Origin of the sequence: Undibacterium sp. Di26W (genome assembly GCF_049340265.1) — a bacterium.
In the GTDB taxonomy this organism is placed as follows: domain Bacteria; phylum Pseudomonadota; class Gammaproteobacteria; order Burkholderiales; family Burkholderiaceae_D; genus Undibacterium.
This window is the reverse complement of sequence record NZ_JBMPOR010000017.1, coordinates 39,961-66,608: the sequence shown is the minus strand read 5'-3', so window position 1 is coordinate 66,608 and position 26,648 is coordinate 39,961. Positions and strand designations below refer to the sequence as shown.

Sequence of the window (26,648 nt, the reverse complement as noted above, 5' to 3'; positions counted from 1 at the left end):
ACACCAAGACAACCCGGCACTGTGCATGACTACATCGTAGCAAGCACCGGTAGAAAATTTTTACCAAATACTTGGGCAATTCATGCTATTTTTAGGAACATTTTCTAATATTTATTAAAAATGGATAAAATAGATCTAGAAATTTTAAATATCTTGCAAAAAGACGCGTCTATTGCACTGACCGACCTGGCCCAGGCCGTGCATCTTTCTGTCACCCCCTGCTGGCGGCGTGTGCAAAAATTGCAGGAAGATGGCGTCATACGGCGACAGGTGACGCTGTGCGATCCGGTCAAGTTGAATCTGGGTTTGACGGTGATGGTGGCACTGAAGGCTGCCCAGCATAATGACAAGTGGATGCAGCGTTTTATCGCCGGTGTCGGTGCCATTCCCGAGATCGTCGAAATCTTCCGCATGAGCGGTGAGATTGATTATTTATTGAAGGTACACGTACCCGACATGGCGGGCTTTGATCAGGTATACAAGAAACTGGTGAAGGTGGCAGACTTGCAAGATGTCAGTTCCAGCTTCGTCATGGAAGTCATCAAGAACACCACTGCACTGCCTCTCAACTATGCCGTATTGAAAACTGCCAGATCCTGAAAAACAGGGCCTGCCTATACCCAGCAAGTCACCACTAAGCGCGGAAGCGGTAATGCTCTTGCGTGAACAAATCTATGCCGCATTGCAGGTTTTCTATCCAGTCAAGAAACGCGGTGATGGCTTCCCTGCCTTTGAAATACCGGCCATGCTGCGGCACCAGCATGTCGACATCCATTTGCCTGACCATGTTGGCCCACAACCGGCACACTTTGTTGGATACCATATAGCGTTTATGAAAACCGGCCATGGTGTGCACATGTTCCAAAAACTGGGCCCTGGTGGTGATCGGCATTACAATGTCGTGCGCATCCACCATGGAAGCGCCGACGTCTCCGGAAAACAGGATCTTTGACTTGCTGTCGTAAAACTGGAAATTACCTTCTGCATGCAAAAAATGCGCAGGCACGGCATAGATAACGGTGTCGCGCAAACGCACCGGCATGCCTTCATCCGGGATGCCGACGATACGTCCTTCCGCCCGGTTCAGGTTGCAAAAATGTGGCACGAAACGTGACCACAGTTTCGACACATACAGATCGCAATCGGTACCCATTAACCATTTATCGAGCGCGCCGATGATGTCTGGGTCCTGATGCGAGGCAAACAGGTATTTGAGATTTTTCTTCGGCACATACTTATGCAGGGCCAACAACAGCGCGTTATACGTCAGGTTGCCAGAGGGATCTATCAATGCCCCCTCACCTTCAGAAACGACAAGGAATTGATTGGCCTGGACGGCGTGATCTGCCGTGTCATCCAGCAGGTCATTAAACATCACGCAGATGTGTTTGCCATCATTAAAAAGTTCTATCGCCAATTGATCCTCGCCAGCGCCATAGTTTAAGCTGCTATTGTAGTAAGGCTGGCAATGCGTCTCTTGAGCTGGATCAAGAGAAGGCCAGTCAGCAGGAACCCGGCCCATTTGCTACCGTCGGCCTGGCTGGCAATAAAGCTGCAATGCTGTGCGCGCCTTTGAGTGTGTGCCTTTGAGTGTGTGCCTTTGAGTTTGGTCCTTTTGCTTTGTGGCCAGGCTTGCACTCACTTTTGCTTCAATAAAAAAATCCCCGAAAGATAAGATCTTTCGGGGATTTTTTATCAGAGATAATTTCGCAATCTCTTTTTTCTGATTTTGTCAGAACGTGTTTACGATCTGTAGCGAGCGAGCGTCAGCGGGGTGAAGAGCAGCGCATGAGCCCCGCGTGGACTACGATTGCGCTCGCGCTTAAGATCGCAAACATGTTCTCAGTACTACACCAGTCTTTGCCAGATCGCAGTAGTCGCAGCCGCCTGATTCAGTGAATAGAAATGCAGACCCGGTGCGCCCCCTGCCAGCAAGCGTTCACACATGGCAGTCACCACATCCAGACCAAAGGCTTTGATGGAGGCCGTATCATCGCCATAACTGGCCAGTTTCAGGCGTATCCAGCGCGGGATTTCTGCGCCGCACATTTCAGAAAAACGCTGTAGCTGTGTGCTATTGGTGATAGGCATGATGCCAGCCACTATAGGGGCGGTGACACCAGCCTTGCGGGCTTCTTCGACGAAGCGGAAGTAAGCGTCCGCATTGTAAAAATACTGTGTGATGGCGGCATTGGCACCAGCATTCATCTTGCGCACAAAACTATTCAGATCGTCTTGCGGTGAGCGTGCCTGCGGATGCATTTCGGGATACGCGGCCACTTCGATATGGAACCAGTCGCCGGTCTCGGCACGAATAAATTCTACCAGTTCATTGGCATAGCGGAATTCACCACCCATACCATAACCGCTAGGCAAATCGCCACGCAAGGCAACCAAACGGTGTATGTCATTGGCCTTGAATTCGTCAAGGATAGCGCGTATCGATTCGCGTGTGCCACCAACGCAGGACAGATGCGGTGCCGCATCATGGCCTTCACGGCGGATTTCGGTCACAGTGTCGAGCGTACCTTGCTGCGTCGTACCACCGGCACCGAAAGTGACAGAGAAATATTTCGGTTTGAGTTCGGCCAGCTTGGCCCGTGTTGCACGCAGCTTTTCCGTGCCTTCCGCTGTCTTGGGCGGAAAAAATTCTATGCTGAAATTAGGCGTCTTCATTTTTTTGTTGCAACAATAAGGTCGAGAGGGTCCAGGAAATCACGCTGTACAACAAGGCACCACCCACTGCAGCCCAAAAGCCAGTGACATGGAAACCATCTATCACATTTGCCACACCCCAGAACATCAGGCCATTGATGACAAAGATAAACAGACCGAGGCTCAATACCGTTGCCGGCAGGGTGAGTATCAATACCACGGGGCGGATGATGGTGTTCACCAGGCCAAGTACCACGGCCACTACCAACGCAGTGCCAAAGTTGTCGATCTGCACCGACGACATCAGATAAGGGATAGCCAGCAAAGCCAGCGCATTGACCAACCAGGTTGCCAGTAAACGCATACATGCTCCTGTCTGTAGATAGATGAAGCTGTAGCCACAGATACAGCTTCATTGCAGCTATCCGGACTTGCCTTAGGCAAACCCGGATAGATTCTCAAGGTGATTAATAACGGTAGTGATCAGGCTTATAAGGGCCGTCTTTTTTAACACCGATATACGTAGCCTGTTCATCTGTCAGCACGCTCAGTTGTGCATTGAGTTTTTTCAATTGCAGACGGGCGACTTTTTCGTCCAGGTGTTTAGGCAAAGTGTAGACGCCCACTGGATATTTCGCTGTATTGGCAAACAGTTCGATTTGCGCGATAGTCTGGTTGGCGAAAGAAGAACTCATGACATACGAAGGGTGACCCGTACCGCAACCCAGGTTCACCAGGCGACCTTCTGCCAGCAAGATGATGCGCTTGCCGTCAGGGAAAATCACGTGATCAACTTGTGGCTTGATGTTTTCCCAGGTGTATTTCTTCAACGCTGCAACATCTATTTCATTATCGAAGTGGCCGATGTTGCAAACGATGGCCTGGTCTTTCATCTTCAGCATGTGGGCATGGCTGATGACGTGGTAGTTGCCTGTCGTGGTCACGAAAATGTCGCCATGTTCAGCCGCATATTCCATGGTCACTACGCGATAACCTTCCATTGCTGCCTGCAATGCGCAGATAGGATCGATTTCTGTTACCCATACTTGTGCAGACAAGGCACGCATGGCTTGGGCAGAGCCCTTGCCTACATCACCGTAACCGGCAATCACGGCAACCTTGCCCGCGATCATGACGTCAGTTGCACGTTTGATGCCATCAACCAGGGATTCACGGCAGCCATACAGGTTGTCGAACTTGGACTTGGTGACGGAATCATTGACGTTGATGGCTGGGAAAGCCAGCTTGCCATCTTTATGCATCTGGTACAGGCGATGTACGCCAGTGGTGGTTTCTTCGGTCACACCCTTGATGGCAGCCAGACGTTTGGAATACCAGGTGCCATCGATGGTCAGGTGTGTTTTGATGGCATTGAACAGGCAGATTTCTTCTTCCGAGCCTGGATTGGCCAAAACAGAAATATCGGATTCCGCACGTGTGCCCAGATGCAGCAACAGAGTTGCATCACCGCCATCATCCAGAATCATGTTGGAAAAGCCGCCGTCTTTCCATTCGAAAATGCGGTGGGTGAAATCCCAGTACTCATCCAGGTTTTCACCTTTGAAGGCGAATACCGGCGTGCCGCCGGCAGCAATTGCTGCGGCTGCATGATCTTGTGTCGAATAGATATTGCAAGATGCCCAGCGCACTTCTGCCCCCAGGGCCAGCAGGGTTTCGATCAGCACGGCTGTCTGAATCGTCATGTGCAGGGAACCGGTGATACGGGCACCCTTCAGGGGCTGGGTAGCAGCGAATTCTTCACGGATAGCCATCAGGCCAGGCATTTCTGTTTCGGCGATGCGAATTTCTTTACGGCCCCAGTCAGCCAGGCTGAGATCAGCAACGTAAAAATCCTGGGATGTGGTGTTTGATGTACTTGTAACGACGGCGTTCATCACGCCCTCCTTTCTTATGAAAAAAGTAACGTGAGCGCAGTTGTGGATATTCCAAGCCTGGCAAAAACCCTGGGGTTTCGTCGCAACGCTCCTTGGAAGACTTGAAGTATAGCGCAGCTATGGCTTTTTTGCTGATTTCTTGCGCCGACGACCGTACTTCACCAGAGCGGTTTTGTGAGAAATGACATCGGCTTGCTTACGCCAGCTTTTTCTCAAAACAAACTGCCTCCGGTTTGTCTGCATATTTACCAAAATTAGGAATCCGCTGATAGCCGTGTTTTTCGTAAAAAGCGATGGCCCGCTGATTGATGAGGCGCGTTTCCAGGCGTAAATGGCGATAGCCATATTGCCTTGCAGCAGTTTCCAAATGAACGAGTACCGCTGAACCCAGACCCAGCGTGTTTACCCGCGCATACATGCGTTTGACTTCAGCCACGCCCTCGTCCATGGGACGAATGGCACCGCAAGCCAGCGCCACGCCACTGGCATCGCGTGCCAGTACAAACAGGGCATCAGGTACGCGCACATCCTGTACATCAAAGGAAGTGCGGCCACTGTCACCCGTGATACTGGCCAGGCTGGCAGATAATTCTTCCAGCAAGACCTCAGCCTCGGGCAAGGCCGGGTCAGCTACTTCAATATGAAACAAACGCATGTTGGCAAACGCTCAGTACTTAGAACCTGCTTACGATCTTAGTGGCCATCAAAATTACATACCGTATACAGAGGCAAGCCGCTGTCACGGATGATTTTTGAACCGCCCAGTTCAGGCAGATCAACGATGACTGCGCCTTCCACCACGGTTGCCCCCAGGCGTTCCAGCAATTTCTTGCCGGCCATCATGGTGCCACCGGTAGCGATCAGGTCATCAATGAGGACCACGCGGTCGCCTTTTTTACAGGCGTCAGAATGCAATTCCACCGTGGCACTACCGTATTCCAGCTCATATTGTTCGGAAACAGTATGGAAAGGTAGCTTGCCCTTCTTGCGGATAGGCACAAAACCCAGGTTCAGTTCATACGCCAGCACAGAGCCGATAATGAAACCGCGCGCGTCCAGGCCAGCCACGACGTCTAGCTTTTCGTCCATGTAGCGATGCACAAACATATCAATCAGCACACGAAATACTTTGGGATTTTGCAACAGAGGGGTAATGTCGCGGAACATCACGCCTTCCTGTGGCCAGTTTTCCACGGTGCGGATATGTTCTTTTATGTACTCTGATGGATTTAACATCAAGCATGTCCTTCAAATTGAAAAATAACCCGCTATTTTAACAGCCGCTGCTCTGCTCTTGCGACTGCTTCGGAAGTTCCTCTGACCACCACCACGTCGCCATTCTGTAAAACGATTTCATCCTCGTGATCCAGCCTGGTCTTGCCGCGCCGTATGGCCTGGATGTCCACCCCCAGTTCACCCAGCTTCAAGTCTGCCAGATGTTGTCCCAGAGCCTTGGCACGTTCGGTCAGGAATATGGTGTGCAAACGTATCTGCATGTTTTCCGGACTGTCAGCCGCATCACTGGCGCCATGGAAAAAACCGCGCAGGGATTCATACCGCGCCTCGCGGGCTGCCTGCACCCTGTGCACCACGCGACGCAGGGGTACGCCCAGCATGACCAGGGCATGGGAGGCCAGCATCAGACTACCCTCCATCAATTCCGGCACTACTTCGGTGGCACCGGCAGCCCTGAGTTTTTCCAGATCGACATCATCATGGCTACGCACGATGACCGGCAAACTAGGATTCATTTCATTCACGAAATGCAAGATCTTCAAGGCCGATGCCGTGCTGGTATACGTCACCACCAATGCCGCTGCACGGTTGACACCCGCCGCCAGCAGACTCTCGCGCCGCGCCGCATCGCCATAGGACACGTTGGCACCGGCAGCCTGTGCTTCACGGATACGGTCGGGGTCCAGATCAAGCGCATGATAATCAATATTTTCTTCTGCCAGGATACGCGCCAGGCTCTGGCCACTACGACCAAAGCCGGCAATGATCACATGCTTCTTGGTAGTCATGGTGCGGGCCGCAATCTGGGTCAAGGCCAGGGATTGCATCATCCATTCATTGGCCGAGAATTTCATGACGATGACATCCGATTTGGCCAGGATAAAGGGTGAGGCCAGCATGGAAAGCACCATCGATGCCAGTATCAATTGCACCAGCAAGGGGTCAACCAGTTGCAAGCCTCCGGCCTGGTTCAGCAAAACAAAACCGAATTCGCCGGCCTGCGCCAAACCCAGGCCGGTACGTAAGGCAACACTGGTGGAATTGCCAAATATCCTGGCCAACGCAGCAATGAGTATCAGTTTCAATAATACCGGGCCAGTCAATAACAACAGGACCAGCCAGAAATGTTCGATCACCAGACGCACATTCAGCAGCATGCCGATGGTGATGAAGAACAGCCCCAGCAACACATCGCGAAAGGGTTTGATATCTTCTTCCACCTGATGCCGGTATTCGGTTTCTGAAATCAGCATGCCTGCCACAAACGCACCCAGCGCCATGGACAAGCCGGCCTTCTCCGTCAGCCAGGCGGCACCCAGGGTAATCAGCAAGAGATTCAGCATGAACAGTTCTTGCGAACGCCGCTTGACCACGATGCTGAACCAGGTACGCATGATTTTTTGCCCGACCACCAGCAGCAATACCAAGACCACCACGGCTTTACCACTGGCCAGCGCCAGGGTTTTTACCAGGTCAGGGGACTTTGATGCCAGCGCTGGCACCAGGATTAACAAGGGGACAACAGCCAGATCCTGAAATAACAAAACGCTGATGATTTGCCGCCCGTGCAGGCTTTCCAGCTCCAGCCGCTCCGTGAGCATTTTGGACACAATCGCGGTGGAAGACATGGCCAGCGCGCCGCCAAGGGCAAACGAAGCTTCCCAACTGATCCTGAATAAGGGCGGTAGCCAGCGACTGGCGATCCAGCCAAACAGCATGCTGGTCAATATGGTCACCAGCACCTGCGCCATGCCCAGGCCAAATACCGCCTTGCGCATGGCCATCAGTTTGGACAGGGAAAATTCCAGTCCTATGGAAAACATCAGGAAAACCACGCCGAATTCCGCCAGCTCATGGGTGACGGCACTTTCTTCCGCCACACCCAGGCCATATGGGCCAATTAAAATACCAACTACCAGGTAACCCAGCATGGGCGGCAGTTGCAGCATGCGGAAACCGACCACGCCCATTACGGCGGCTGCCAGCAATAATAATGTAGTGTCTAGACCTGTCATGTCTCCTATTATTGCCGATTTATCGCGTCTGAAACCTGCCTTAAGGCAAACAATATTCACTACGTTACAACTGGCAGAGTTCTTGCTTTGCAGATTTCGTTTATACTGCGGGCATGAACGAATTCAATGCCCTATCTTCCCACGGCCATGCTGCACCTGTGCGTACGGCTGAAGCCACGCAGCGTGCCTTGAAACTGGCATGCGAAACCCTGCAAATCGAAGCCGATGCCCTGCTTGCATTGCAAAAACGCCTGGGTAACGGTGATGCCGCCGGCTTCTCGGAAGCCGTGTATATGTTGTTAGCTTGCCACGGACGCGTGGTCGTCTCTGGCATAGGCAAGTCCGGCCATATCGCCCGCAAAATTGCTGCCACTTTTGCCTCTACCGGCACCCCTTCCTTTTTCGTCCACCCGGCAGAAGCTGCACATGGCGATCTTGGCATGGTGACATCCCAAGATGTATTTATTGCCATCTCCTATTCTGGTGAAGCATCTGAACTGATGTCCATCCTGCCCATCATCAAGCGCCTGGGGGTCAAACTGATCGCCATGACCGGCAACCCGGAATCCAGCCTGGGCAAACTGGCAGATGTGCACCTGAACCTGCATGTAGCAAAAGAAGCCTGCCCGCTGAACCTGGCACCAACCGCCAGCACCACGGTGACACTGGCACTGGGTGATGCACTGGCAGTTGCCGTACTGGATGCACGCGGCTTTCGAGAAGAAGACTTTGCCCGTTCCCACCCTGGCGGTTCGCTTGGCCGTCGCCTGCTGACCCACGTCAGGGATGTTATGCGAACCGGCGACGCCATCCCGCAAGTGACACCGGATACCAGGCTGAAAACCGCGCTGCTGGAAATCACCAAAAAAGGCATGGCGATGACCGCCGTGGTGGATAAAGACCAGTATATCGTCGGCATCTTCACCGACGGTGATCTGCGCCGCCTGATGGATGGCACACGCGACTTTACCCAGTTGCAGATTGCCGAAGTCATGCATGGCAGTCCGCGCCGCATACGGCCAGAACAACTGGCTGTAGAAGCGGTGGAAATTATGGAAACTTATCGCATCAACCAGTTGCTGGTGGCTGACGACCAGGGAAAACTGGTTGGTGCCCTGCATATTCATGACCTGACACGGGCCAAGGTAATCTGATGGAAATGGCGAAACAAACTGCAGCCCAGAATGCAAGCAATATCCAGCTCATGATATTTGACGTGGATGGCATTCTTACCGATGGCAGCCTGCATTTCGGCCCTGAAGGCGAAATGATGAAGACCTTCAATGTACTGGATGGCCAGGGCATCAAACTGTTGCAACAGGCAGGTATAGCCACGGCCATCATCAGCGCCAGGCAATCGGCGATCGTCGGCAAGCGCGCCGGCGACCTTGGCATCACCCACGTGCGCCAGGGCATACACGACAAAAAATCAGCCTTCCTGCAACTGATCGCCGAACTGGGTCTGTCTGCTGATGTCTGCGGCTTCATCGGTGACGACATCATCGATTTGCCGATACTGACACGCTGCGGCTTTTCTGCCAGCGTACCGAATGCCCACGCCGAAGTCAGGCAAAGAGTGCACTACGTCACCACTGCCGGCGGCGGCAAGGGGGCAGCGCGCGAAGTCTGCGACTTCATCTTGCGCGCCCAGGGCAGATATGAACAGGCAATTGAGGCATACCTGTCATGAAACATCATATGACCATAGACCGCTTTCGCATCTGGCTGGCAGTGATACTGCTGGGCGTCATTACCCTGGGTACCATCTGGGTGATGGAAGTCATACGCCGCAATGCGAATGATGAACAGAACCGTACATCGGCACGCTCGGCACCGGATTACTATGTAGAAAAATTCAATTTCATCCGTTTGTCGAATAATGGCAAGGCGAATTACCATATCACTGGCGAACGCCTGATACATCTGCCACGCAATGACAATATAGAAATTCAGCGTCCGCAAATCAATAGCTTTGATGTTGATCGCCCACCTTTGCATTTGCTGGCTGACCTGGCCGTTGTATCACAAAAATCCATGGTGATCACACCCAAGCGTGAACACGATGAGGTGCGCCTGTATGACAATGTCAGCATGGAAAGGCCAGAAGGCCTCAGCTCGCAATTCATGCGACTGGAAACCGATTATCTATTGTTATTACCCGACGATGATATTGTCAAAACCGACAAACACGTCACCGTCAAAACAGGAAAAGTGGACACCACAGCCATCGGCATGGAGGCCAACAATTCCACCCAGCATCTGGCCCTGCTGAGCAAGGTGCGTATTCACTTGAAAAAACGTGAATATGCTCCCTCCACACCATCCAAATAGAGAAAGCGATATTTGCCAATGAAAAATATGAAATTGACACGCTCCCTTGGCCCATGCCTGGGACTGGCCTGTTTTGCATTAGTGCACACGCCTGCAAGTGCAGAAAAAGCTGACAGCCTCAAAGAAACAGTCATAGAAGCCGGTTATTCTGAAATAGACGGAAAAAACAGCGTACGCGTCTTGTCCAAAGGCGTGCAACTGGTGCGCGGCACCCTGATCGTCAATTCAGAAAAAGCCGTCGTCACCGAAGCCCCGAACGGTGACGAGTTTGTCGTGCTGACCGGCGGAGTCAGCAAAAAAATAAGCTTCCGGCAAAAACGGGATGGCGGCCCGGATCTGTGGGTAGAAGGCGAAGCCGATCGCGCTGAATACAATCAGACGACAGAAATCGTCAAGTTCATCTCCAAAGCCAAGATCCGCTATCTGGAAGGCAAGAAAGTCACCCAGGAACAGGAAGGGGAATACCTGTCCTATGACAGTAAAAATGATATCGCTGTCGGTACCAATTCAACCACGGGCCAGCATGTAGACGGTGCTGGCCGCGTCAAAATCACCCTGCAACCCAAACAGACCAATTAAATGACTGCCACGCCTAGTACCTTGATCGTCAAGGGATTGCAAAAACGCTACGGTGCGCGCCAGGTGGTGCGCGACGTCTCGCTGGAAGTGAAAAGCGGTGAAGTGGTTGGTTTGCTGGGCCCGAATGGTGCCGGCAAAACCACCTCCTTCTACATGATCGTTGGCCTGGTGCCATCTGACGCCGGCGATATCACGATCGACGCCGTCAATATCTCACAACTGCCGATACACCAGAGAGCCGTGCTGGGTTTGTCCTACCTGCCGCAGGAAGCGTCCGTATTTCGCAAGCTGACGGTAGAAGACAATATCCGCGCCGTGCTGGAATTGCAAAAAGATGCCAATGGAAAATTTCTTTCAGAAAAATCCATTGTCAAAAGACTCAATGCCTTGCTGGCCGATTTGCAGATTGAAAAGATCAGGGAAAATCAGGCGCTGTCACTATCAGGCGGCGAACGCCGGCGGGTAGAAATTGCCCGCGCCCTCGCCACTAATCCGCGCTTCGTCTTGCTGGATGAACCCTTTGCCGGTGTTGACCCGATAGCCGTGATTGAAATCCAGCGTATTGTGCGCTTCCTCAAGGAGCGCGGTATCGGCGTGCTGATTACCGACCACAACGTGCGTGAAACCCTGGGCATCTGCGATCACGCCTACATCATCAATCAAGGCGCTGTACTGGCCAGCGGCAAGCCAGACGACATCATACAAAATGAATCCGTGCGTCGCGTCTATCTGGGAGAACATTTCCGGATGTGACGGGAATCATCATGAAACAAAGCCTGCAACTACGCACGTCCCAGCATCTGGCATTGACGCCTCAATTGCAGCAATCTATACGCTTGCTGCAATTGTCCACATTGGAATTGCACCAGGAGCTGGAAACCCTGCTCATCGAAAATCCCATGCTGGAGCGTGTGGATGATCCGCTGGACCATGCCGTGCGCCTGTTGGCCGATGGTGCCATCAATACCAGCAGCACCGCCGCCGATGCAGGTATGGAAGCCCCTGCATCCCGCGAAGAAAGCAACAGTACTACGGAAGTTCAGGGTGATGCCGATAGCGCCGTCAGTAACGAAGCCCTCAGCGCCAGTGAAGAGGACTGGAGTTTTGATGACGTGCATCATGGCAGCAAAAGCAGCGATGATGAAGATGGTCGCCCGCAACTGGGTGCTGCCCACATCACCCTGCGTGAACATCTGCAGGAACAAATGCGCCTTAACCTGCGCGAGCTGCGTGACCGCGCCCTGGTCGAGTTGATGATTGATGCCATTGACAACAATGGCTACCTGACAGAAACCCTGGATGAAATCCATGCCAGCCTGCCACTGGAATTGTGCGTGGAGCCAGAAGAGCTGGCATTTGCCCTGAACATGCTGCAGAGCTTCGACCCAGCCGGTGTGGGCGCTCGCACACCTTCTGAATGCCTGGCCCTGCAAATCAAACGCCTGCCTAAAATTGCTTTCGTGACACGCAGGCTGGCCTTGCAGATTGTCGAAACGCAACTGACTTTATTTGCACAAAGAGATTTCACCAAACTCAAGAAAATTCTCGACTGCGACGATGAAGATTTGCGCGACGCACAAACTGTCATCAGACTGTGCAAGCCCCGTCCGGGTATCGACTTTGCAGTCGATGAATCGGATTATGTGGTGCCAGACGTCATCGTCAAAAAATCAGGCAATGGCTGGCAAGTCACGCTGAATCAGGATGTCATGCCCAAATTGCGGGTTAGTAGCATGTATGCCAACATCATGAAGCAAAACCGGGGGGAAGGCGGACTCGGCTCACAGCTACAAGAGGCGCGCTGGCTCATCAAGAACATGCGGCAACGTTTCGACACCATTTTGCGCGTTGCACAAGCGATAGTTGAAAGGCAACGTAATTTTTTCACACACGGTGCTGTCGCCATGCGCCCCCTTGTTTTGCGCGAAATTGCTGATACACTAGGATTACACGAGAGCACTATCTCACGTGTAACAACTCAAAAATACATGCTGACCCCTCACGGCATGTTTGAGTTGAAATACTTTTTCGGCAGCCATGTCGCGACGGAAACAGGGGGAGAAGCATCTTCCACCGCGATACGCGCACTCATCAAGCAGTTGATAGGAGCAGAAGACCAGAAAAGCCCACTCTCTGATAGCAAAATTGCAGACATGCTGGGTGAACAGGGCATGGTAATTGCCCGACGGACAGTTGCCAAATACCGTGAAGCCCTAAAAATCCCCCCAGTGAGTTTGCGTAAATCTTTGTAAGCAAGTCCTTGTAATCACGGTTTGAATTGCTATATATGATTTAGCTCAAGGCAATAAGACAGCAATGAGCTTATCGTTACAGCAAGCAACATCACTATAGGAGCACAGTATGAATCTCACCATCAGTGGACATCACGTCGAAGTAACTCCTGCAATTCGTGAATATGTACATACCAAACTAGAACGTATCAGGCGACATTTCGACCAGGTCATTGATATCGCCGTCATCCTGACGGTGGACAAGCTCCGGGAAAAGGAAAAACGACACAAAGCCGACATTAATCTGCATATCAGTGGCAAAGATATTCATGTAGAAAGTCTGGCGCATGATCTGTATGCAGCGATCGATACACTGGTAGACAAACTGGATCGCCAGGTCATCAAGCACAAAGACAAAATACAAAACCATCAGCACGACGCCATCAAGCATATTCCTGATCCGGCATCGGCTTCATAAGACTCACCACCCCTGCCTTCGGGTTGCGGGTATCCAAAACAAGGACGCGAAAAGCGTCCTTTTTTGTTGGATGAATGGTTCTGAAATAAATCATATATTCAATCGCTAAATTGATTGCCCTCTGACAGGCTGTACAGGTATTACTGCCATTCCTACGTAGGCAGGAATATAGCGGGCAGGCAATCTAGCAACATTTGGCATACCGTGGTCTGATTTAATGTCAGGTCTGCATGCTTTACGTGTGTAGCTTTTATGTACTTACCCACAGTATTTAAGATTGCCAGCCGGGGGTAGCCCGGCAGCTACTCCCTTTTCTTGCTTCGCCAAGAAAAGGAAGCAAAAGAAGGCGACCGAGGCGTCGTCGCCCCTGCGGGGTTCCCGTTTGTGCGGTACAAAAAATGGGAAGATCCGAAACTCGCTACGCTCAGACATCGGCTCTTCTATTTCCATTTTCTGTACCGCACAAACGGCGTCGACACATCGGAATTGTTAAATTCAAAAACAACCCCAAAGTCAAACCCAACTGCAACTGCAACTGCAACTGCAACTGCAACTGCAACTGCAACTGCAACTGCAACTGCAACTGCAACTGCAACTGCAACTGCAACTGCAACTGCAACTGCAAGGAGCATCCTTTACTTGCACTGTTTCCTCATATACTTATACATCCCGTGACGTGCATCGCTGACAAAGCTAAAATAGCAGCTTCATTCTCTACTGCATAGCCAATCACCATGAGCGAATTTGTCCTCACTTCTGTCAAGAACAACATAGGCTATATCACCCTGGACCGGCCCAAGGCGCTGAACTCATTGTCGCTGGAGATGGTGCGTGCGCTCACCACGACTTTGCTGGGTTGGCAAGACGATGTAAATGTACGTGCTGTGTTCATTCACGGCAGTAGCGAAAAGGCTTTTTGTGCAGGGGGCGATATACGTTTCTTTTATGACGTGGGTACCGCGACACCAATGGGAGACTCTGCCCTGTTGGAAGACTTTTTTACTGAAGAATATGCATTAAATCATTTAATCCATTTTTACCCCAAGCCCTATATCGCGCTGATGAATGGAGTAGTCATGGGTGGTGGTATGGGCATTGCCCAGGCAGGCAATGACTGCCGTCTGCGCATTGTCACGGAACGTACCAAGATGGCGATGCCGGAAGTGAATATCGGCCTGTTCCCGGACGTGGGGGGAGGTTATTTCCTGTCGCGTGCACCGGGGCAAATCGGTACCTACTTGGGCTTGACCGGTGAAATGATCAACGCAGCAGATGCATTGTATGCAGGGCTGGCCGATGTATTTATACCGACATCAGAACTGCCCGCCTTGATGCATCTTCTGGGGCAAAATACCGCCACGGATGTGCGAGCGGCAATCCGCGAATTTGCTGCTCCTTTTGCAGATCAGGCACTCCCTGGCACCGGCAAGCTGGCAGCAAACAGATCAAGTATTGATGCCCTGTTCAGCGGAAACAGCGCAATCAAGATCAGCAACAACTTGCAGCAAGATGCATCTGATTTTGCACAGCAAGCATTTGCCATCATGCAAAAACGTTCCCCCTTACTGATGTCCGTCACGCTGGAACAACTACGACGCAGCGCCAGCATGACCGTATCCGATTGCCTGCGCATGGAAAGAAACATGGTGCGCCATTGCTTCAAACACGGCGAAGTGCTGGAAGGTGTGCGTGCGCTAGTCGTTGACAAAGACAATACGCCACGCTGGTCACCCGGTACGCTGACGGAGGTGACGACGGAACAAGTGACAGGCTTCTTCGCAGAAGCATGGCCAGCTCATGCGCATCCTTTGCGACACTTGAAAGACTAGATAAAACAAGTCAGACAGAATATCAGGCCAAATTAAAAAGGGAAGCAATGCCTCCCTTTTGTCCATCTAATGTCCAACTGATTGTTATCGCATCAATGATGCGCGCCACCACCCAGATAAGCCGCTTTCACAGCCGGATCATTTTGTAGATTGGCTGCTGGCCCATGAACTGAAATGCGCCCGTTTTCCAGCACATAACCATAATCTGCCACCGCCAAAGCGGCCGCGGCAAATTGTTCCACCAGCAGCATGGTAATGCCCTGCTCTTTCAGCCGCACGATAATGCGAAAGACTTCATCCACCAGTATCGGTGCCAGCCCCATGGAAGGTTCATCCAGCAGGACGACATCCGGATTCAGCATCACCGCCCTGGCCATCGCCAGCATCTGCTGTTCACCACCAGACAGGGTACCGGCCAACTGATTACGACGTTCTTTCAAACGCGGGAACAAGTCCATGGCTTTTTGCAGGTCAGTTTCTATGTCGCCACGCGGGCGGCTACGGGTAAAACGCGGGAAGGCACCCAGCAACAGATTGTCGGTCACCGACATGGTGGCAAATACGCGCCGACCTTCCGGTGAATGGGCCAGGCCAGCACGTGCGATCTTGTGAGAATCCATCCCTGTCACATCCTTGCCGGCCAACACAACAGAACCTTCTTTCGGTTTCAGCATGCCAGAAATGGCGCGCATGGTCGTGGTTTTTCCGGCGCCGTTTGATCCTATCAGGGTCACTACCTTTCCCTTAGGTACTTCCAGAGAAATGCCATGCAAGACTTCGACCTTGCCATAAGCTGCATGTAAATTTGAAATGCTCAACATGATGTTCTCCTTATGCAGCGACGATGTCGGCGGTATCTGACACACTGCCACCAAGATAAGCTTCTATCACTTTGGGGTCAGCCTGTACGGCAGCCGGTTTGCCTTCAGCGATTTTCTGGCCGAAATCAAGCACGGTCACGATATCGCAGATCGACATGACCACATCCATATGATGTTCAATCAGGATGATGGTAATGCCGTGTTCACGTATTTTGTGAATGATGGCTATCAGTTCCTTGATATCAGGCGCGGTCAGGCCGGCAGCAGGTTCATCCAGCAATAGCAATTGCGGATTCAAGCCGAGAGCACGTCCTATTTCCAGCAAACGCTGTTTGCCATAAGGCAGATTGCGCGCCTCTTCATTTGCCAGGTCAGCAAGGCCGACAAAATGCAGCAGGCTGGCAGCGCGCTCGCGGGCCTGACGTTCTTCACGCTGATAACGCGGCGTATTCAGCATGACATCCAGCACGTTGCTGCGGAAGGTATTGTGCAGACCAACCAGGATATTTTCAGTCGCGGTCATTTCACCAAACAACTGCACGTTCTGGAAAGTACGGGCCACGCCGCCAAGCGCAATTGCCGAAGGGGTATTGCCGGATATGACATGACCACCAAATTCCACCACACCGTCGGTGGGTTGATAGATACCGGTCAGCACATTCATCATGGTGCTCTTGCCAGAACCGTTCGGGCCAATCAGGCCATGCACCGTGCCTTTGGTAATTTGCAGGTCAACCTGGTTCAATGCCTTCAAGCCACCAAACTGCATCAGCACTTTTCTGGCAGTCAGCAAAACACCGACCCTGGCTTCACTGGCCTTCATGATGGCCAGATCGTGACTGGCTTTGACTGTGGCAGCATCCAGTTCCACATGGCGTGCGCCTTTCCCTAGCAGGCTGTTGGCGAACCCGACGATGCCATCCTGCAGGTAATACACGACGAACAGGGTCATCAAACCAAAAATGGTCAAACGCCAGTCTGTAATGTTTTCCAGCTTGTAGGAAAACAGGGCCATGGCCACCGTTGCACCTACCGGCACCAGCATTTCGCGTACGGTCTTGCGCTGCTTGGCAATCGCTGCACCACCTGCAAGCACCGCAATGACAGCGGCCACGCTGGCGATTTTGCGGAACAGTTCGATGTCAGCCAGCAGCGATGGCAGCATGACCACGATCAGGGCACCCAGCAAGGCACCGCTACGCGTTTTACGCCCCCCCATGATAACTGCCAGCAAGAACATGATGGTCAGTTCAAAGTTATAGGTATTCGGTGAAATATATTCTTCTGAATACGCATACAAACTTCCCGCCAGCCCCGCAAGAGCAGCGCTGATGACGAAGGCAATTACCTTGTAGCGATACACCGACACCCCCATACAGTCAGAAGCAATCGGACTGTCACGCAAAGCCTGAAATGCCCGGCCCAGGTGTGAGCGCAAAATACGATGGACCACAATCAGCGCCAGCACCATCATCGCCGCGACGACGTAGTAATATTCCACCTCGGTGAACTTGTGGCCGAACACCACAGGCTTGGTCAGCTTGATGCCCATGGGGCCTTCGGTCAGGAAAGTCATCTCATTGATCAGGATGGTGATGATGGTACCAAACGCCAATGTCACCATGGCCAGGTAAGGGCCGGTCACGCGCAATGCAGGCAGGGCCAGCAAGGCACCAAACAGCGCTGCCACGGCGATACTGCAGGGCACAGCCACCAGGAATGGCAAACCCAGTTTAAACACCAACACACCGGTAGTATAGGAACCTATGCCAAACAGGCCGGCGTGGCCGAGTGATACCTGGCCGGTATAACCAACCACAATATCGAGACCAAACAATAAGATGGCATAGATGAGTATGGTTTCAACCAGGTGCAGATAGTAAGGATTGTGCATGACAACCGGGAACAGACCCAGTGCAGCAATCCCGACAATAGAAACGAGCAGGGTCTTTTTATTCATGATAAGGCCTCATACTTTCTTGATGGCAGCTTTGCCGAACAGACCTGCCGGTTTGATCGCCAATACCAGCAACAGCAATACCAGGCCAGGCACTTCCTTGTACCCAGTCGAGATATAAAAACCGGTCGTGGTTTCCGCAATGCCCAATATCAGTCCACCAACGATAGCGCCAACACCAGATGTCAAACCACCGATAATCGCCACCGCAAATGCCTTCAGGCCAAGGGCGGAACCCATGGTGGCACCAGTCAGTGTCAGCGGTGCGACCAGCACACCGGCAAAAGCCGCTGTAGCCGATGACAATGCGTAGGAAAAGGTAATGACCATGCTGGTATTGATACCCATCAGGCCGGCAGCGTCCCTGTCATTCGAGGTAGCGACTACTGCCTTGCCGTAGATGGATTTGCGATTGAAAAATTCCACCGCCAACATCATTGCCAGCGCCCCCAGTACCACTACCACTTGCATCAGTTGTACATTGGCGCCAAATATCTGGAACGGTGCTGCCGACAAAGGCGAAGGAAAGGTCAGGTCGTCCTTACCCCAGATATTTTCTGCGACATTTTTAAAAATAATGGCAAGCGCAATGGTGGACATGATCCAGCCAAATTCGGATTTGATCTTGATGGCGGGACGTACACCTATCCATTCCACAAACATACCCTGCAAGGCACCGAAAACGATGACAATGGGTATCATCAGCCAGTAATTCATATACGGGCCACCGTGCACGTTGCCAACTACGCTGAGACCAACCAGGGCCCCCAGCATCAACGCTTCACCCTGACCGAAATTGAGCGTGCCTGATGTGGCAAATGTCAGCTGGTAGCCAAAGGCGATGACCGCGTAGATCATCCCCAGGGCAATACCGCTGAAAACAAGTTGAAGTAAGATTTCCATTTTTTCCATCCAATGGAGTGCAGTTCGCCAGCCGGCCCGGGATCAACCCGGGCCAGTGTACAAACTGACAGACTGAAAAAAAGGCCAGCCCCGGAGTGGAACTGACCATTTAGCTACAGAGTGCGCCTATGCCTTATTTGGCAAGAACAATATGACCACCCTTGGCTTCACCCATGACAGGAATGCCTGGCTTGATGGCTTCATGATCATCATGCGTGAAAGGTTTGTTGTAAGTGGTAACCACACCTTCGACTTTTTCATTCAGGTTTTCCAGCGCTTCACGCACTTTCACCCCATCTGTACTGCCAGCCTGTTTGAATGCCGCTGCCAGCAGATAAATCGAATCATAGCCCTGCGCTGCAGAAACGGCAGACGGCATGCGTTCCAATTTATATGCCTTTTGGTAAGCTTCGATAAAGGCTTTGCGCTTAGCTGTATTCGGGTCTTGAATAAAAGTTTGCGGCATCATCGCGCCATCGCCATTCTTACCGGCATTGTCGAGGAAGTTACCCATGGACAGTGTCCAGCTACCTATCATCGGCACTTTCCAGCCGAGTTTTTCCATGCCGTTGGCAATCTGCGCCAGTTCAGGGCCGATACCATAGGTCAGGATAACTTGCGCACCGCCTTGTTTGGCCTTTAGCAACTGAGCCGTCATGTCCACATCTTTGATATTGAATTTTTCTACCGCGACTGGCTTGATGCCTTTTGCGTTCAATACTTTTTCCAGGTCTTCACGGCCAAGCTGGCCATAATTGGTGGAGTCCGCAAGGATGGCGACTTTTGTGAATTTGTTTTTAGTAATGGCTTCGTCAACAATCATTGCCGACTGTATGGTGTCACTGGCGGCGGTACGGAAAATGTAGTTGTCCTTGTGTTCAGGCGCGAGAAATTGCTTGGTGACTATGCTGCCTGTCGCCACATTATTCAATACCGGGATTTTGGCTTCCTGATAAAAGCGCTGGGAAGCAAGTGCCACACCAGTGTTGATATAACCGACAGTAGCAGATACTTTTTCTTTATTGATAAGCTCTTGTGCAACCTGTACACCACGCTCATTTTTGGCTTCGTCATCGCGCTCTATCAATTGCAACTGACGGCCAAGGACACCGCCTTTGGCATTGATTTCGCTGACAGCCAGTCTGACGCCGTCACGCATCGATACACCCATTGGTGCAGAGCCACCGGTAAATGGGCCGGCAACGCCGATTTTGATCGGGTCTGCTGCATGGGCAACAGCCACCCAGCTCAACAACGCGGACGCAACTAGGGATTGGATTTTATAGGACATGCTGGTCTCCTGAATTATTTTTTGGTTGGTAGTTCAAAAACGGAATTAATGAATTACCGTGCCAAGTTAGCAGGAAGTGATCAACATGTTGAAAATTACGCTACTTAAGTAAAACTACGCAACATCCGGGCATCAAACCGCCAGTCGCTGCGGAATAAAATTCAGCATCCCCCGGCAAGCCTTATGTAGCAAGGCTTGCCGGGCGCTGTTGCATTTTTTGAACGGCTTTCTTTCGTGAAAAAATTCTTGGTTAAAGAATTTTTTTCATGCATCAGGTGAATTTCTTTCATCTATTCATTGCATGTCTATTGCGTAAGCAACATAAGCCTCAGCAACATCAGCAGGCAGTCGATTACTTGAGCAAACTGAACACTTTGCTGATCGCCTTGCTGCCTGCACCAATCGGGTCCTTGCGTATGGCTTTTTCTTCTTCGGCAATCATCAGGAACAGGCCATCCATGGCTTTCTGGGTGACATAGCCTTCTACCGTCGCTTCTTGCTGGGAAACGGCACCGAATTTCTGTGCCTGTCCCATGATGCTATTGTATTTGGCCGACAAGCCTGCCTTGTCCGTCACACCTTTGACCATGGGCAAAAATTTGGCACTCAGAGGAGTCGCGGTTTTTTCCTTGAAGAAATCTGTCACGGAAGTCTCGCCACCAGTCAGGATATTTTTAGCGTCAGTCAGCGACATGGACTTGACTGCGTTCACCAGCAAGGGTTTGGCCATCGGCACGGCGGCTTCGGCAGCGCGGTTCATGGATACCACCAGTTCATCGAGTTGTTGTCCCTTGCCTGTCATCTGCAAGATGGGGCGGGCTTTTTCCAATATCGAAGGCAATTGAATTTTGACTTTGTCATTGTTCAGAAAACCGTTTTCCACACCCAGCTTGCTGACTGCCGCCGCCGAGCCTTTGTCCAGCGCAGCTTTCAGGCCGGTACTGGCATCCTGATTACTTAAATCTGCCAATGACAGCGCGTAGGCCGCCCCGGCACTACCGGCTACGGCAATGGTGAATACAAGGCGGGCACACAAAGAAGAGAGGGAGGACATGTTTTTTCCAAAATAAAAAAGGGGCTATGATAGCCCGGTTTCAGATTCAAATTTCATCCACCATGAACAAACGGCGGTGCTCGCGCATGGCATAACGATCTGTCATGCCGGCAATATAGTCTGCAATTTTTCTTACCTGTAATGGCAGGTGTTCTTCTTCAGGCTGTATCTGTTTTACCTGATAATCAGGCGGCAACAGATTCGGTTCCTGGAACAAGGCTCCAAACAATTCACTGATAGTCCGTCTGGCCTTGAAAGTCATGCGATTAACCTGATAATGCCGGTACAGGTTTTCAAACAGGAATTGCTTGAGTGCCTGTGCTTCTTGGTACATGGGCTCGGAAAACGCAATCATTCTTTCCATCTCACGCACATCATCGACACTGGCTGGTGCACACTCGCGAATTTTTTGTGCTGAGGTCTGTATCAGATCGACGATGAGGGTATTGATCATGCGCCGTATGGTTTCAGCAATCGCCCGCCGTCCATTGATGCCGGGGTAGCTGGCATCCACAACCGCACGGTGGCGGGCATAAATATCCAGGTCCATCAATTGCGTTTCCTGCAGCAAACCGGAGCGCAAGCCATCGTCGATGTCATGATTATTATAGGCGATGGCATCGGCCAGGTTGGTTACCTGTGCTTCCAGGCTGGGTCTTTTCTTTTCGATAAAACGCAGGCCGACATCGCCCAGTAATCTGGCATTGGTGATGGAGCAATGCTTGAGTATGCCCTCGCGGGTCTCGAAAGTCAGATTCAAGCCATCAAATGCGCCATAGCGCTCTTCCAGCTGATCGACCACCCGCAGGCTTTGCAGGTTATGTTCAAACCCGCCAAATGCCTTCATGCAGGCGTTCAGGGCATCCTGGCCCGCATGCCCGAAAGGAGTATGCCCCAGATCATGCGCCAGCGAAATGGCTTCGACCAGATCTTCATTCAGGCGCAGATTGCGGGCAATGGAACGTCCTATCTGGGCTACTTCCAGACTGTGGGTCAGGCGGTTGCGAAATAAATCGCCTTCATGATTGACGAAGACCTGGGTTTTGTACTCAAGACGGCGAAAGGCGGTGCAATGGATGATGCGATCACGGTCACGCTGATATTCACTGCGTGAAGAAGATGCCTCTTCAGCGTGACGTCGCCCCCGCGTGCTGGCAGATTGTGCAGCATAGGGAGCGAGGTGAGTGTCAGAAAACATAGTTGTCAATGAGCATAGTCGTCAATGAGCATGATCGTCAGTGAGAAATACAGCTACGCAGGGTTTGTAGCAGGATATCCTGAGGAACGGTCGTAATCACAGCCTGCCCCAAGGGTTTCAACAAGATGAACTTGATCTTGCCGCCTTCGTTTTTCTTGTCCACTTCCATCAATTCCAGCCAACGTTCTTCTCCCAGATCTGGGGCAACAACAGGCAAACCTGCTGCTTCTACCAGTTGCTTGATGCGGGTCTTGCTGACGTAGTCCATATACCCAAGGCGGCAGGACAAGTCTGCGGCCATCACCATGCCACAGCCTACGGCTTCGCCATGCAACCATTTGCCGTAGCCCAGGCCAGACTCTATGGCATGCCCAAAGGTATGACCAAAATTCAAAATCGCGCGCAAGCCGCCTTCGCGTTCATCCTGGCGTACGACATCGGCCTTGATTTCGCATGAGCGCAAAATGGCATACGTCAAAGCCTCGGCGTCTTTGGCACGCAAGGCGGCCATATTGGCTTCTATCCAGTCAAAAAAGGCAGCATCGATAATCGCACCGTGCTTGATCACTTCTGCCAGACCGGCCGACAACTCCTTGTCCGGCAGGGTTTGCAGGGTAGCAATATCGGCAATCACTGCCTGCGGCTGGTAAAACGCGCCTATCATATTCTTGCCCAGCGGGTGATTGATACCCGTCTTGCCGCCGACAGAAGAATCGACTTGTGACAACAAAGTAGTCGGCACCTGGATAAACGGTACACCACGCATGTAGGCAGAAGCGGCGAAGCCGGTCATGTCACCAATCACACCACCGCCCAACGCCAGCAAGGTGGTTTTTCTGTCACATTTCTGTTCCAGCAGAGCATTAAAAATAAGCATCAGGCTGGCCCAGTTTTTCTGTTCTTCACCATCAGGTAACACAACGGAAACCACATCCTTGCCAGCGGCGCGCAGACTTGCTTCCAGTGCGGCCAGATAAATGGGGGCGACAACGGTATTCGTTACGATGACAATGCGCTTGCCCTTGATCTGGGATTGCAGGAACTGGCTATCAGACAACAGGGAAGAACCGATGGAAATGGGATAGCTGCGCTCGCCTAAATCGACATTCAAGACCGTGCTTGAGGAATTATTTTCGGGAGACATAGTTTGCTTTGTACTACCATCCGTCTCACTGCCGAATTGTTGCGGCAATTTATCCAGTATGGACTGTACTAAAAATTGGACATTGGGCCGTCCGGTTTCAACCACCAGATGGGCAACTTCCTGATATAAGGGGTCACGCTGGGATTCTAACTCTTCCAGCTTTTTGCGGGGGTCACCGGTACGCAATAAAGGCCGGTTCTTGTCATGCCGGGTACGTTGCAATATGCTTTGTATCCCCGCACGCAAATAAATAACGGTGCCGCGCTCATGCAAAAACTTCCTGCTTTCTGCATTTAACACGGCACCGCCACCTGTAGCCAAAACGATATTTTCCTGTGCCGTCAAATCACGGATAGCATCCGCTTCACGCTGACGGAAACTGGCCTCGCCCTCGATCTCGAATATCACGGGAATAGAGACACCAGTACGCGCCTCTACTTCGTGATCAGAATCAATGAATCGCTTATTAAGTTTTTTTGCCAGGGCCCGGCCAACCGTAGTTTTGCCGGAGCCCATCAGGCCTACTAGAAAAATATTAGTCGACACTATTTCTTATTTCATACACATCACAATAAACTTGCCAGACTAATATTTCATCATCAGCAACCGCCAACAGCAAGATTCAAGATCGTCATCGTGCTTGTGGCCGTGACGTTCTGAGAATCCTTGACAGTGATCGTCACAGGTGTATCCGCGGCGACGCAACGTGTACCCTGAGTACCAAGGGCAACACTGACAACCCGGCCATTGAAGCTCAAAGGATTCAATGGATCTGGACTATTGCCTGAAACAGAAGACAACAAGGCGCTGCTGGTGAATACCTGGAATGGTGCATTACCACCTGAAATATTCAAACTAATCGTCGCAACATTCGTTTCATTGATATTGAATACAACAGGGCTGATAGACAGAGTTGACACCGGTGCGGCGACAGTGATTGTTACCAAACTGGTGTTACCTGAAGCATCTGCAACAACCAGTGTTGTGCCACCGGCTTTCGCCAGACTCACATTAAAGATACCACCACTGGCTGACACCGTACCATTGGCCACGCTGGCAATAGATTGGTTATTTGAAGTGATGGTGTAAGGTGCTGCACCGCCATCAATGCGGAAAGCCAGCAAGTCGCCAACATAACCTGTACTGGCAGTTGGTGTCACTGCCAGTGTTGCGCTGGTAGTACCAATCACACTGACATTGATCGGAACTCTTGTACCGACACTATCGACCACAGAAATGACGGCTGAACCAGCAGTAACACCTGTCAGTGTCAGCGCAGTACCACTGACTAAGGTCGTGACAATTCTGGAATCACTGGTCGCTGCGGTATAAGGACCTGTACCACCGCCAATTGTATACACCGGCGCTGCACCGATCGACAAGGTCAGATTGGCCGGGGCAGAGGTATAAAGCGCAACTGCTGCACCTGAACCTACATTGACTGAAATTGAAACTGGGCTGCCCGATGCATCCTTGACCTGAATAATGGCATTGCCCGTTGCAACACCAGTAAGTGTCAATGTTGTGCCGCTTACCGAAGCAGTTGCTATCGCTACATTACTGCTAGCTGCAGTGTAAGGCCCGGTGCCACCACCAATTTGATAAGTTGGCGATGCCCCAACAGCAATCGTGACGGCTGCCGGAGCAGTAGTAAACACACCGTTCACTGCACCACTACCAACTGTCACGGCAACATTGAGAATACCGCCGCCAGCTTCGCGCAAAATCACATTTGCGCTGCCAGGGATAATACCGTTAATAACCACATTCGTACCTGAAACAGAGGCGGTTACCACACTGGTATTGCTGCTGGTAGCAGTAAATGGTGCACTGCCTCCACCAAGAACATAGGTATTGCTGCCACCAACGGCAAGGGTCAGCAAGGTAGGCGCAGTCGTATAGAAAGTTGCGCCCGAACCGACTGTTACAGCGATATTGACTGGAGCACCCAGACTATCTTTGATGGTTACGATGGTGCTTCCAGGAGTAACGCCGCTGATCACAAATTTATTGCCATTGATACCTACGGTTGCAATCTGTGTATTACCACTGGACGCAGAGTAAATCTGACTACCACCACCAATTGTGAAAGTGGGGCTCGATGTACCGATACCAACTGTCAGTGCTGCAGGGGCAGAAGTAAATAATGGAGCGGTCGAGCCAACAGTCACGTTGATAGTGACAGTGCCAATAGAGGCATCTCTGACGATCACACTGGTCGTGCCGACTGAAGCACCAGTAATAGTCAGGGTTGTTCCCGAGATGGAAGCGGTACCGACAGCATTGTTACTGCTGCCTACAGAATACGGTCCATTACCGCCACCTACTTTGTAGGTTGCCGCAGCACCCACGCCCACATTAATGGAACCGGCTGCAGTAGTGAATAATGGATCGACCGAACCAACCACAATTGGAATTTCAACCAGGGCACCAACGCTGTCTTTGATGGTTACTGTCGTTTTACCACCACTAACACCGGTCACTATAAAAGCATTATTGTTGAGCGTGACGACAGCAATCGACGTATTGTTACTGGTGGCGCTATAAACCAGGCTACCACCGCCGATAGTATAAGTAGCTGAGCCCTCGCCTACGCCTACCACGATGCCCGAAGACGGTGCCGACGTGAACAAGTCCACACCACTACCAATTGTCACGTCAATACTGACTGTGGCTCCCGCTCCATCCTTGACGGCAACCGTAGCTTTGCCGCCGGCGCCGCCTTTGATCGTCAAAGTGGTTCCACTGACAGTAACCGTTACGGCGGAAGAATTACTGGTTGCCGTGTAAGAAGGTACGCCACCGCCTATGTTATAGGTGCGCGTTTCATTGGGCGCAATTACCAAGGCAGAAGGTGCAGTAGTAAACAATGCGGTCCCGTTTGTATTGCCGGGTGAACCACCGCCACCACCACAAGCCGCCAGGCCGACCAGCAGTAATAATGCGAATACTTCGCGAATAAACTTCATCATGAAACACCTATAGTTAAACAAATTCGTAAAATTGGTACTAGCAGCTGTATACATTAGCA

At 51.6% G+C, this 26,648-nt stretch carries 25 protein-coding genes and 1 riboswitch; of the genes, 9 read left to right on the top strand and 16 right to left on the bottom strand.

The genetic code is table 11. The annotated features are described in order from the left end of the window. Positions 1-120 precede the first annotated feature (120 nt). Positions 121-600: an Lrp/AsnC family transcriptional regulator gene (locus ACO0LM_RS18910; protein ID WP_423038868.1), complete on the top strand. Its 480-nt coding sequence runs from the start codon at positions 121-123 to the stop codon at positions 598-600. Between the two features lie 34 nt (positions 601-634). Here the strand turns inward: ACO0LM_RS18910 and ACO0LM_RS18905 are convergent, their stop codons facing one another. The 7 genes from ACO0LM_RS18905 to ACO0LM_RS18875 all read right to left on the bottom strand — a co-directional run bounded on the left by ACO0LM_RS18905 (position 635) and on the right by ACO0LM_RS18875 (position 7,801). After that, complete coding sequence (locus tag ACO0LM_RS18905; RefSeq protein ID WP_423038969.1) at positions 635-1,417, bottom strand: MBL fold metallo-hydrolase; 783 nt, start codon at positions 1,415-1,417, stop codon at positions 635-637. A 431-nt stretch (positions 1,418-1,848) separates the two neighbouring features. Further along, positions 1,849-2,676, bottom strand: a complete 828-nt coding sequence (gene metF / locus ACO0LM_RS18900) for a methylenetetrahydrofolate reductase [NAD(P)H] (RefSeq protein ID WP_423038866.1) — start codon at positions 2,674-2,676, stop codon at positions 1,849-1,851. Then, entirely contained in the window at positions 2,663-3,019 is a 357-nt protein-coding gene (locus tag ACO0LM_RS18895; RefSeq protein WP_423038864.1) for a phage holin family protein, read from the bottom strand. Before ACO0LM_RS18895 ends, metF begins: the two co-directional genes overlap by 14 nt. 103 nt (positions 3,020-3,122) lie before the next feature. Beyond that, on the bottom strand, positions 3,123-4,550 hold the full coding sequence (gene ahcY / locus ACO0LM_RS18890; RefSeq protein WP_423038862.1) for an adenosylhomocysteinase: 1,428 nt from the start codon (positions 4,548-4,550) through the stop codon (positions 3,123-3,125). Between the two features lie 25 nt (positions 4,551-4,575). Next, positions 4,576-4,650, bottom strand: a riboswitch (S-adenosyl-L-homocysteine riboswitch). A 96-nt stretch (positions 4,651-4,746) separates the two neighbouring features. Further along, positions 4,747-5,205, bottom strand: coding sequence for a GNAT family N-acetyltransferase (locus ACO0LM_RS18885; protein ID WP_423038860.1), 459 nt, complete (start codon positions 5,203-5,205; stop codon positions 4,747-4,749). 38 nt (positions 5,206-5,243) lie between these two features. After that, the gene (locus ACO0LM_RS18880) at positions 5,244-5,786 is read right to left on the bottom strand and encodes an adenine phosphoribosyltransferase (RefSeq protein ID WP_423038858.1); all 543 of its coding nucleotides are present in this window, start codon (positions 5,784-5,786) and stop codon (positions 5,244-5,246) included. Positions 5,787-5,818: 32 nt separating this feature from the next. After that, a complete protein-coding gene (locus ACO0LM_RS18875) occupies positions 5,819-7,801 on the bottom strand; it encodes a monovalent cation:proton antiporter-2 (CPA2) family protein (RefSeq protein WP_423038856.1) in 1,983 nt (660 codons plus the stop codon). 113 nt (positions 7,802-7,914) lie between these two features. On the opposite strand from ACO0LM_RS18875, the gene ACO0LM_RS18870 reads away from it, so the two are divergent. From ACO0LM_RS18870 to hpf, 7 genes are all read left to right on the top strand, one after another. Continuing rightward, positions 7,915-8,955, top strand: coding sequence for a KpsF/GutQ family sugar-phosphate isomerase (locus ACO0LM_RS18870; protein ID WP_422989225.1), 1,041 nt, complete (start codon positions 7,915-7,917; stop codon positions 8,953-8,955). Between the two features lie 5 nt (positions 8,956-8,960). Next, positions 8,961-9,491 (top strand): KdsC family phosphatase, encoded by a 531-nt coding sequence (locus tag ACO0LM_RS18865; RefSeq protein ID WP_423038854.1) that lies wholly within the window; start codon positions 8,961-8,963, stop codon positions 9,489-9,491. Continuing rightward, positions 9,488-10,132, top strand: a complete 645-nt coding sequence (gene lptC, locus ACO0LM_RS18860; RefSeq protein ID WP_423038852.1) for an LPS export ABC transporter periplasmic protein LptC — start codon at positions 9,488-9,490, stop codon at positions 10,130-10,132. Before ACO0LM_RS18865 ends, lptC begins: the two co-directional genes overlap by 4 nt. A 27-nt stretch (positions 10,133-10,159) precedes the next feature. Beyond that, a complete protein-coding gene (gene lptA, locus ACO0LM_RS18855; RefSeq protein ID WP_423038850.1) occupies positions 10,160-10,711 on the top strand; it encodes a lipopolysaccharide transport periplasmic protein LptA in 552 nt (183 codons plus the stop codon). Continuing rightward, a complete protein-coding gene (lptB, locus tag ACO0LM_RS18850) occupies positions 10,712-11,464 on the top strand; it encodes an LPS export ABC transporter ATP-binding protein (protein ID WP_423038848.1) in 753 nt (250 codons plus the stop codon). Between the two features lie 11 nt (positions 11,465-11,475). After that, positions 11,476-12,963, top strand: coding sequence for an RNA polymerase factor sigma-54 (locus tag ACO0LM_RS18845; RefSeq protein ID WP_423038846.1), 1,488 nt, complete (start codon positions 11,476-11,478; stop codon positions 12,961-12,963). Positions 12,964-13,072: 109 nt separating this feature from the next. Then, positions 13,073-13,420 (top strand): ribosome hibernation-promoting factor, HPF/YfiA family, encoded by a 348-nt coding sequence (gene hpf / locus ACO0LM_RS18840; RefSeq protein ID WP_422989213.1) that lies wholly within the window; start codon positions 13,073-13,075, stop codon positions 13,418-13,420. 440 nt (positions 13,421-13,860) lie between these two features. On the opposite strand, the gene ACO0LM_RS18835 is transcribed toward hpf, so the two are convergent. Then, entirely contained in the window at positions 13,861-14,052 is a 192-nt protein-coding gene (locus ACO0LM_RS18835; RefSeq protein ID WP_423038844.1) for a hypothetical protein, read from the bottom strand. Between the two features lie 102 nt (positions 14,053-14,154). On the opposite strand from ACO0LM_RS18835, the gene ACO0LM_RS18830 reads away from it, so the two are divergent. Beyond that, positions 14,155-15,249: an enoyl-CoA hydratase/isomerase family protein gene (locus tag ACO0LM_RS18830; protein ID WP_423038842.1), complete on the top strand. Its 1,095-nt coding sequence runs from the start codon at positions 14,155-14,157 to the stop codon at positions 15,247-15,249. 92 nt (positions 15,250-15,341) lie between these two features. On the opposite strand, the gene ACO0LM_RS18825 is transcribed toward ACO0LM_RS18830, so the two are convergent. From ACO0LM_RS18825 to ACO0LM_RS18790, 8 genes are all read right to left on the bottom strand, one after another. After that, on the bottom strand, positions 15,342-16,070 hold the full coding sequence (locus ACO0LM_RS18825; protein ID WP_423038841.1) for an ABC transporter ATP-binding protein: 729 nt from the start codon (positions 16,068-16,070) through the stop codon (positions 15,342-15,344). 10 nt (positions 16,071-16,080) lie between these two features. Further along, entirely contained in the window at positions 16,081-18,030 is a 1,950-nt protein-coding gene (locus ACO0LM_RS18820) for an ABC transporter permease subunit (RefSeq protein ID WP_423038840.1), read from the bottom strand. Positions 18,031-18,039: 9 nt separating this feature from the next. After that, positions 18,040-18,930, bottom strand: a complete 891-nt coding sequence (locus tag ACO0LM_RS18815) for a branched-chain amino acid ABC transporter permease (RefSeq protein WP_423038838.1) — start codon at positions 18,928-18,930, stop codon at positions 18,040-18,042. A 133-nt stretch (positions 18,931-19,063) separates the two neighbouring features. Next, positions 19,064-20,221: an ABC transporter substrate-binding protein gene (locus tag ACO0LM_RS18810; RefSeq protein WP_423038836.1), complete on the bottom strand. Its 1,158-nt coding sequence runs from the start codon at positions 20,219-20,221 to the stop codon at positions 19,064-19,066. Positions 20,222-20,573: 352 nt separating this feature from the next. Further along, the gene (locus tag ACO0LM_RS18805) at positions 20,574-21,275 is read right to left on the bottom strand and encodes a DUF4197 domain-containing protein (RefSeq protein ID WP_423038834.1); all 702 of its coding nucleotides are present in this window, start codon (positions 21,273-21,275) and stop codon (positions 20,574-20,576) included. Between the two features lie 46 nt (positions 21,276-21,321). Further along, positions 21,322-22,473, bottom strand: coding sequence for a deoxyguanosinetriphosphate triphosphohydrolase (locus ACO0LM_RS18800; protein ID WP_423038832.1), 1,152 nt, complete (start codon positions 22,471-22,473; stop codon positions 21,322-21,324). A gap of 37 nt (positions 22,474-22,510) precedes the next feature. Continuing rightward, entirely contained in the window at positions 22,511-24,133 is a 1,623-nt protein-coding gene (gene aroKB, locus ACO0LM_RS18795) for a bifunctional shikimate kinase/3-dehydroquinate synthase AroKB (RefSeq protein WP_423038967.1), read from the bottom strand. An 83-nt stretch (positions 24,134-24,216) separates the two neighbouring features. Beyond that, complete coding sequence (locus tag ACO0LM_RS18790) at positions 24,217-26,589, bottom strand: beta strand repeat-containing protein (protein ID WP_423038830.1); 2,373 nt, start codon at positions 26,587-26,589, stop codon at positions 24,217-24,219. Positions 26,590-26,648 lie beyond the last annotated feature (59 nt).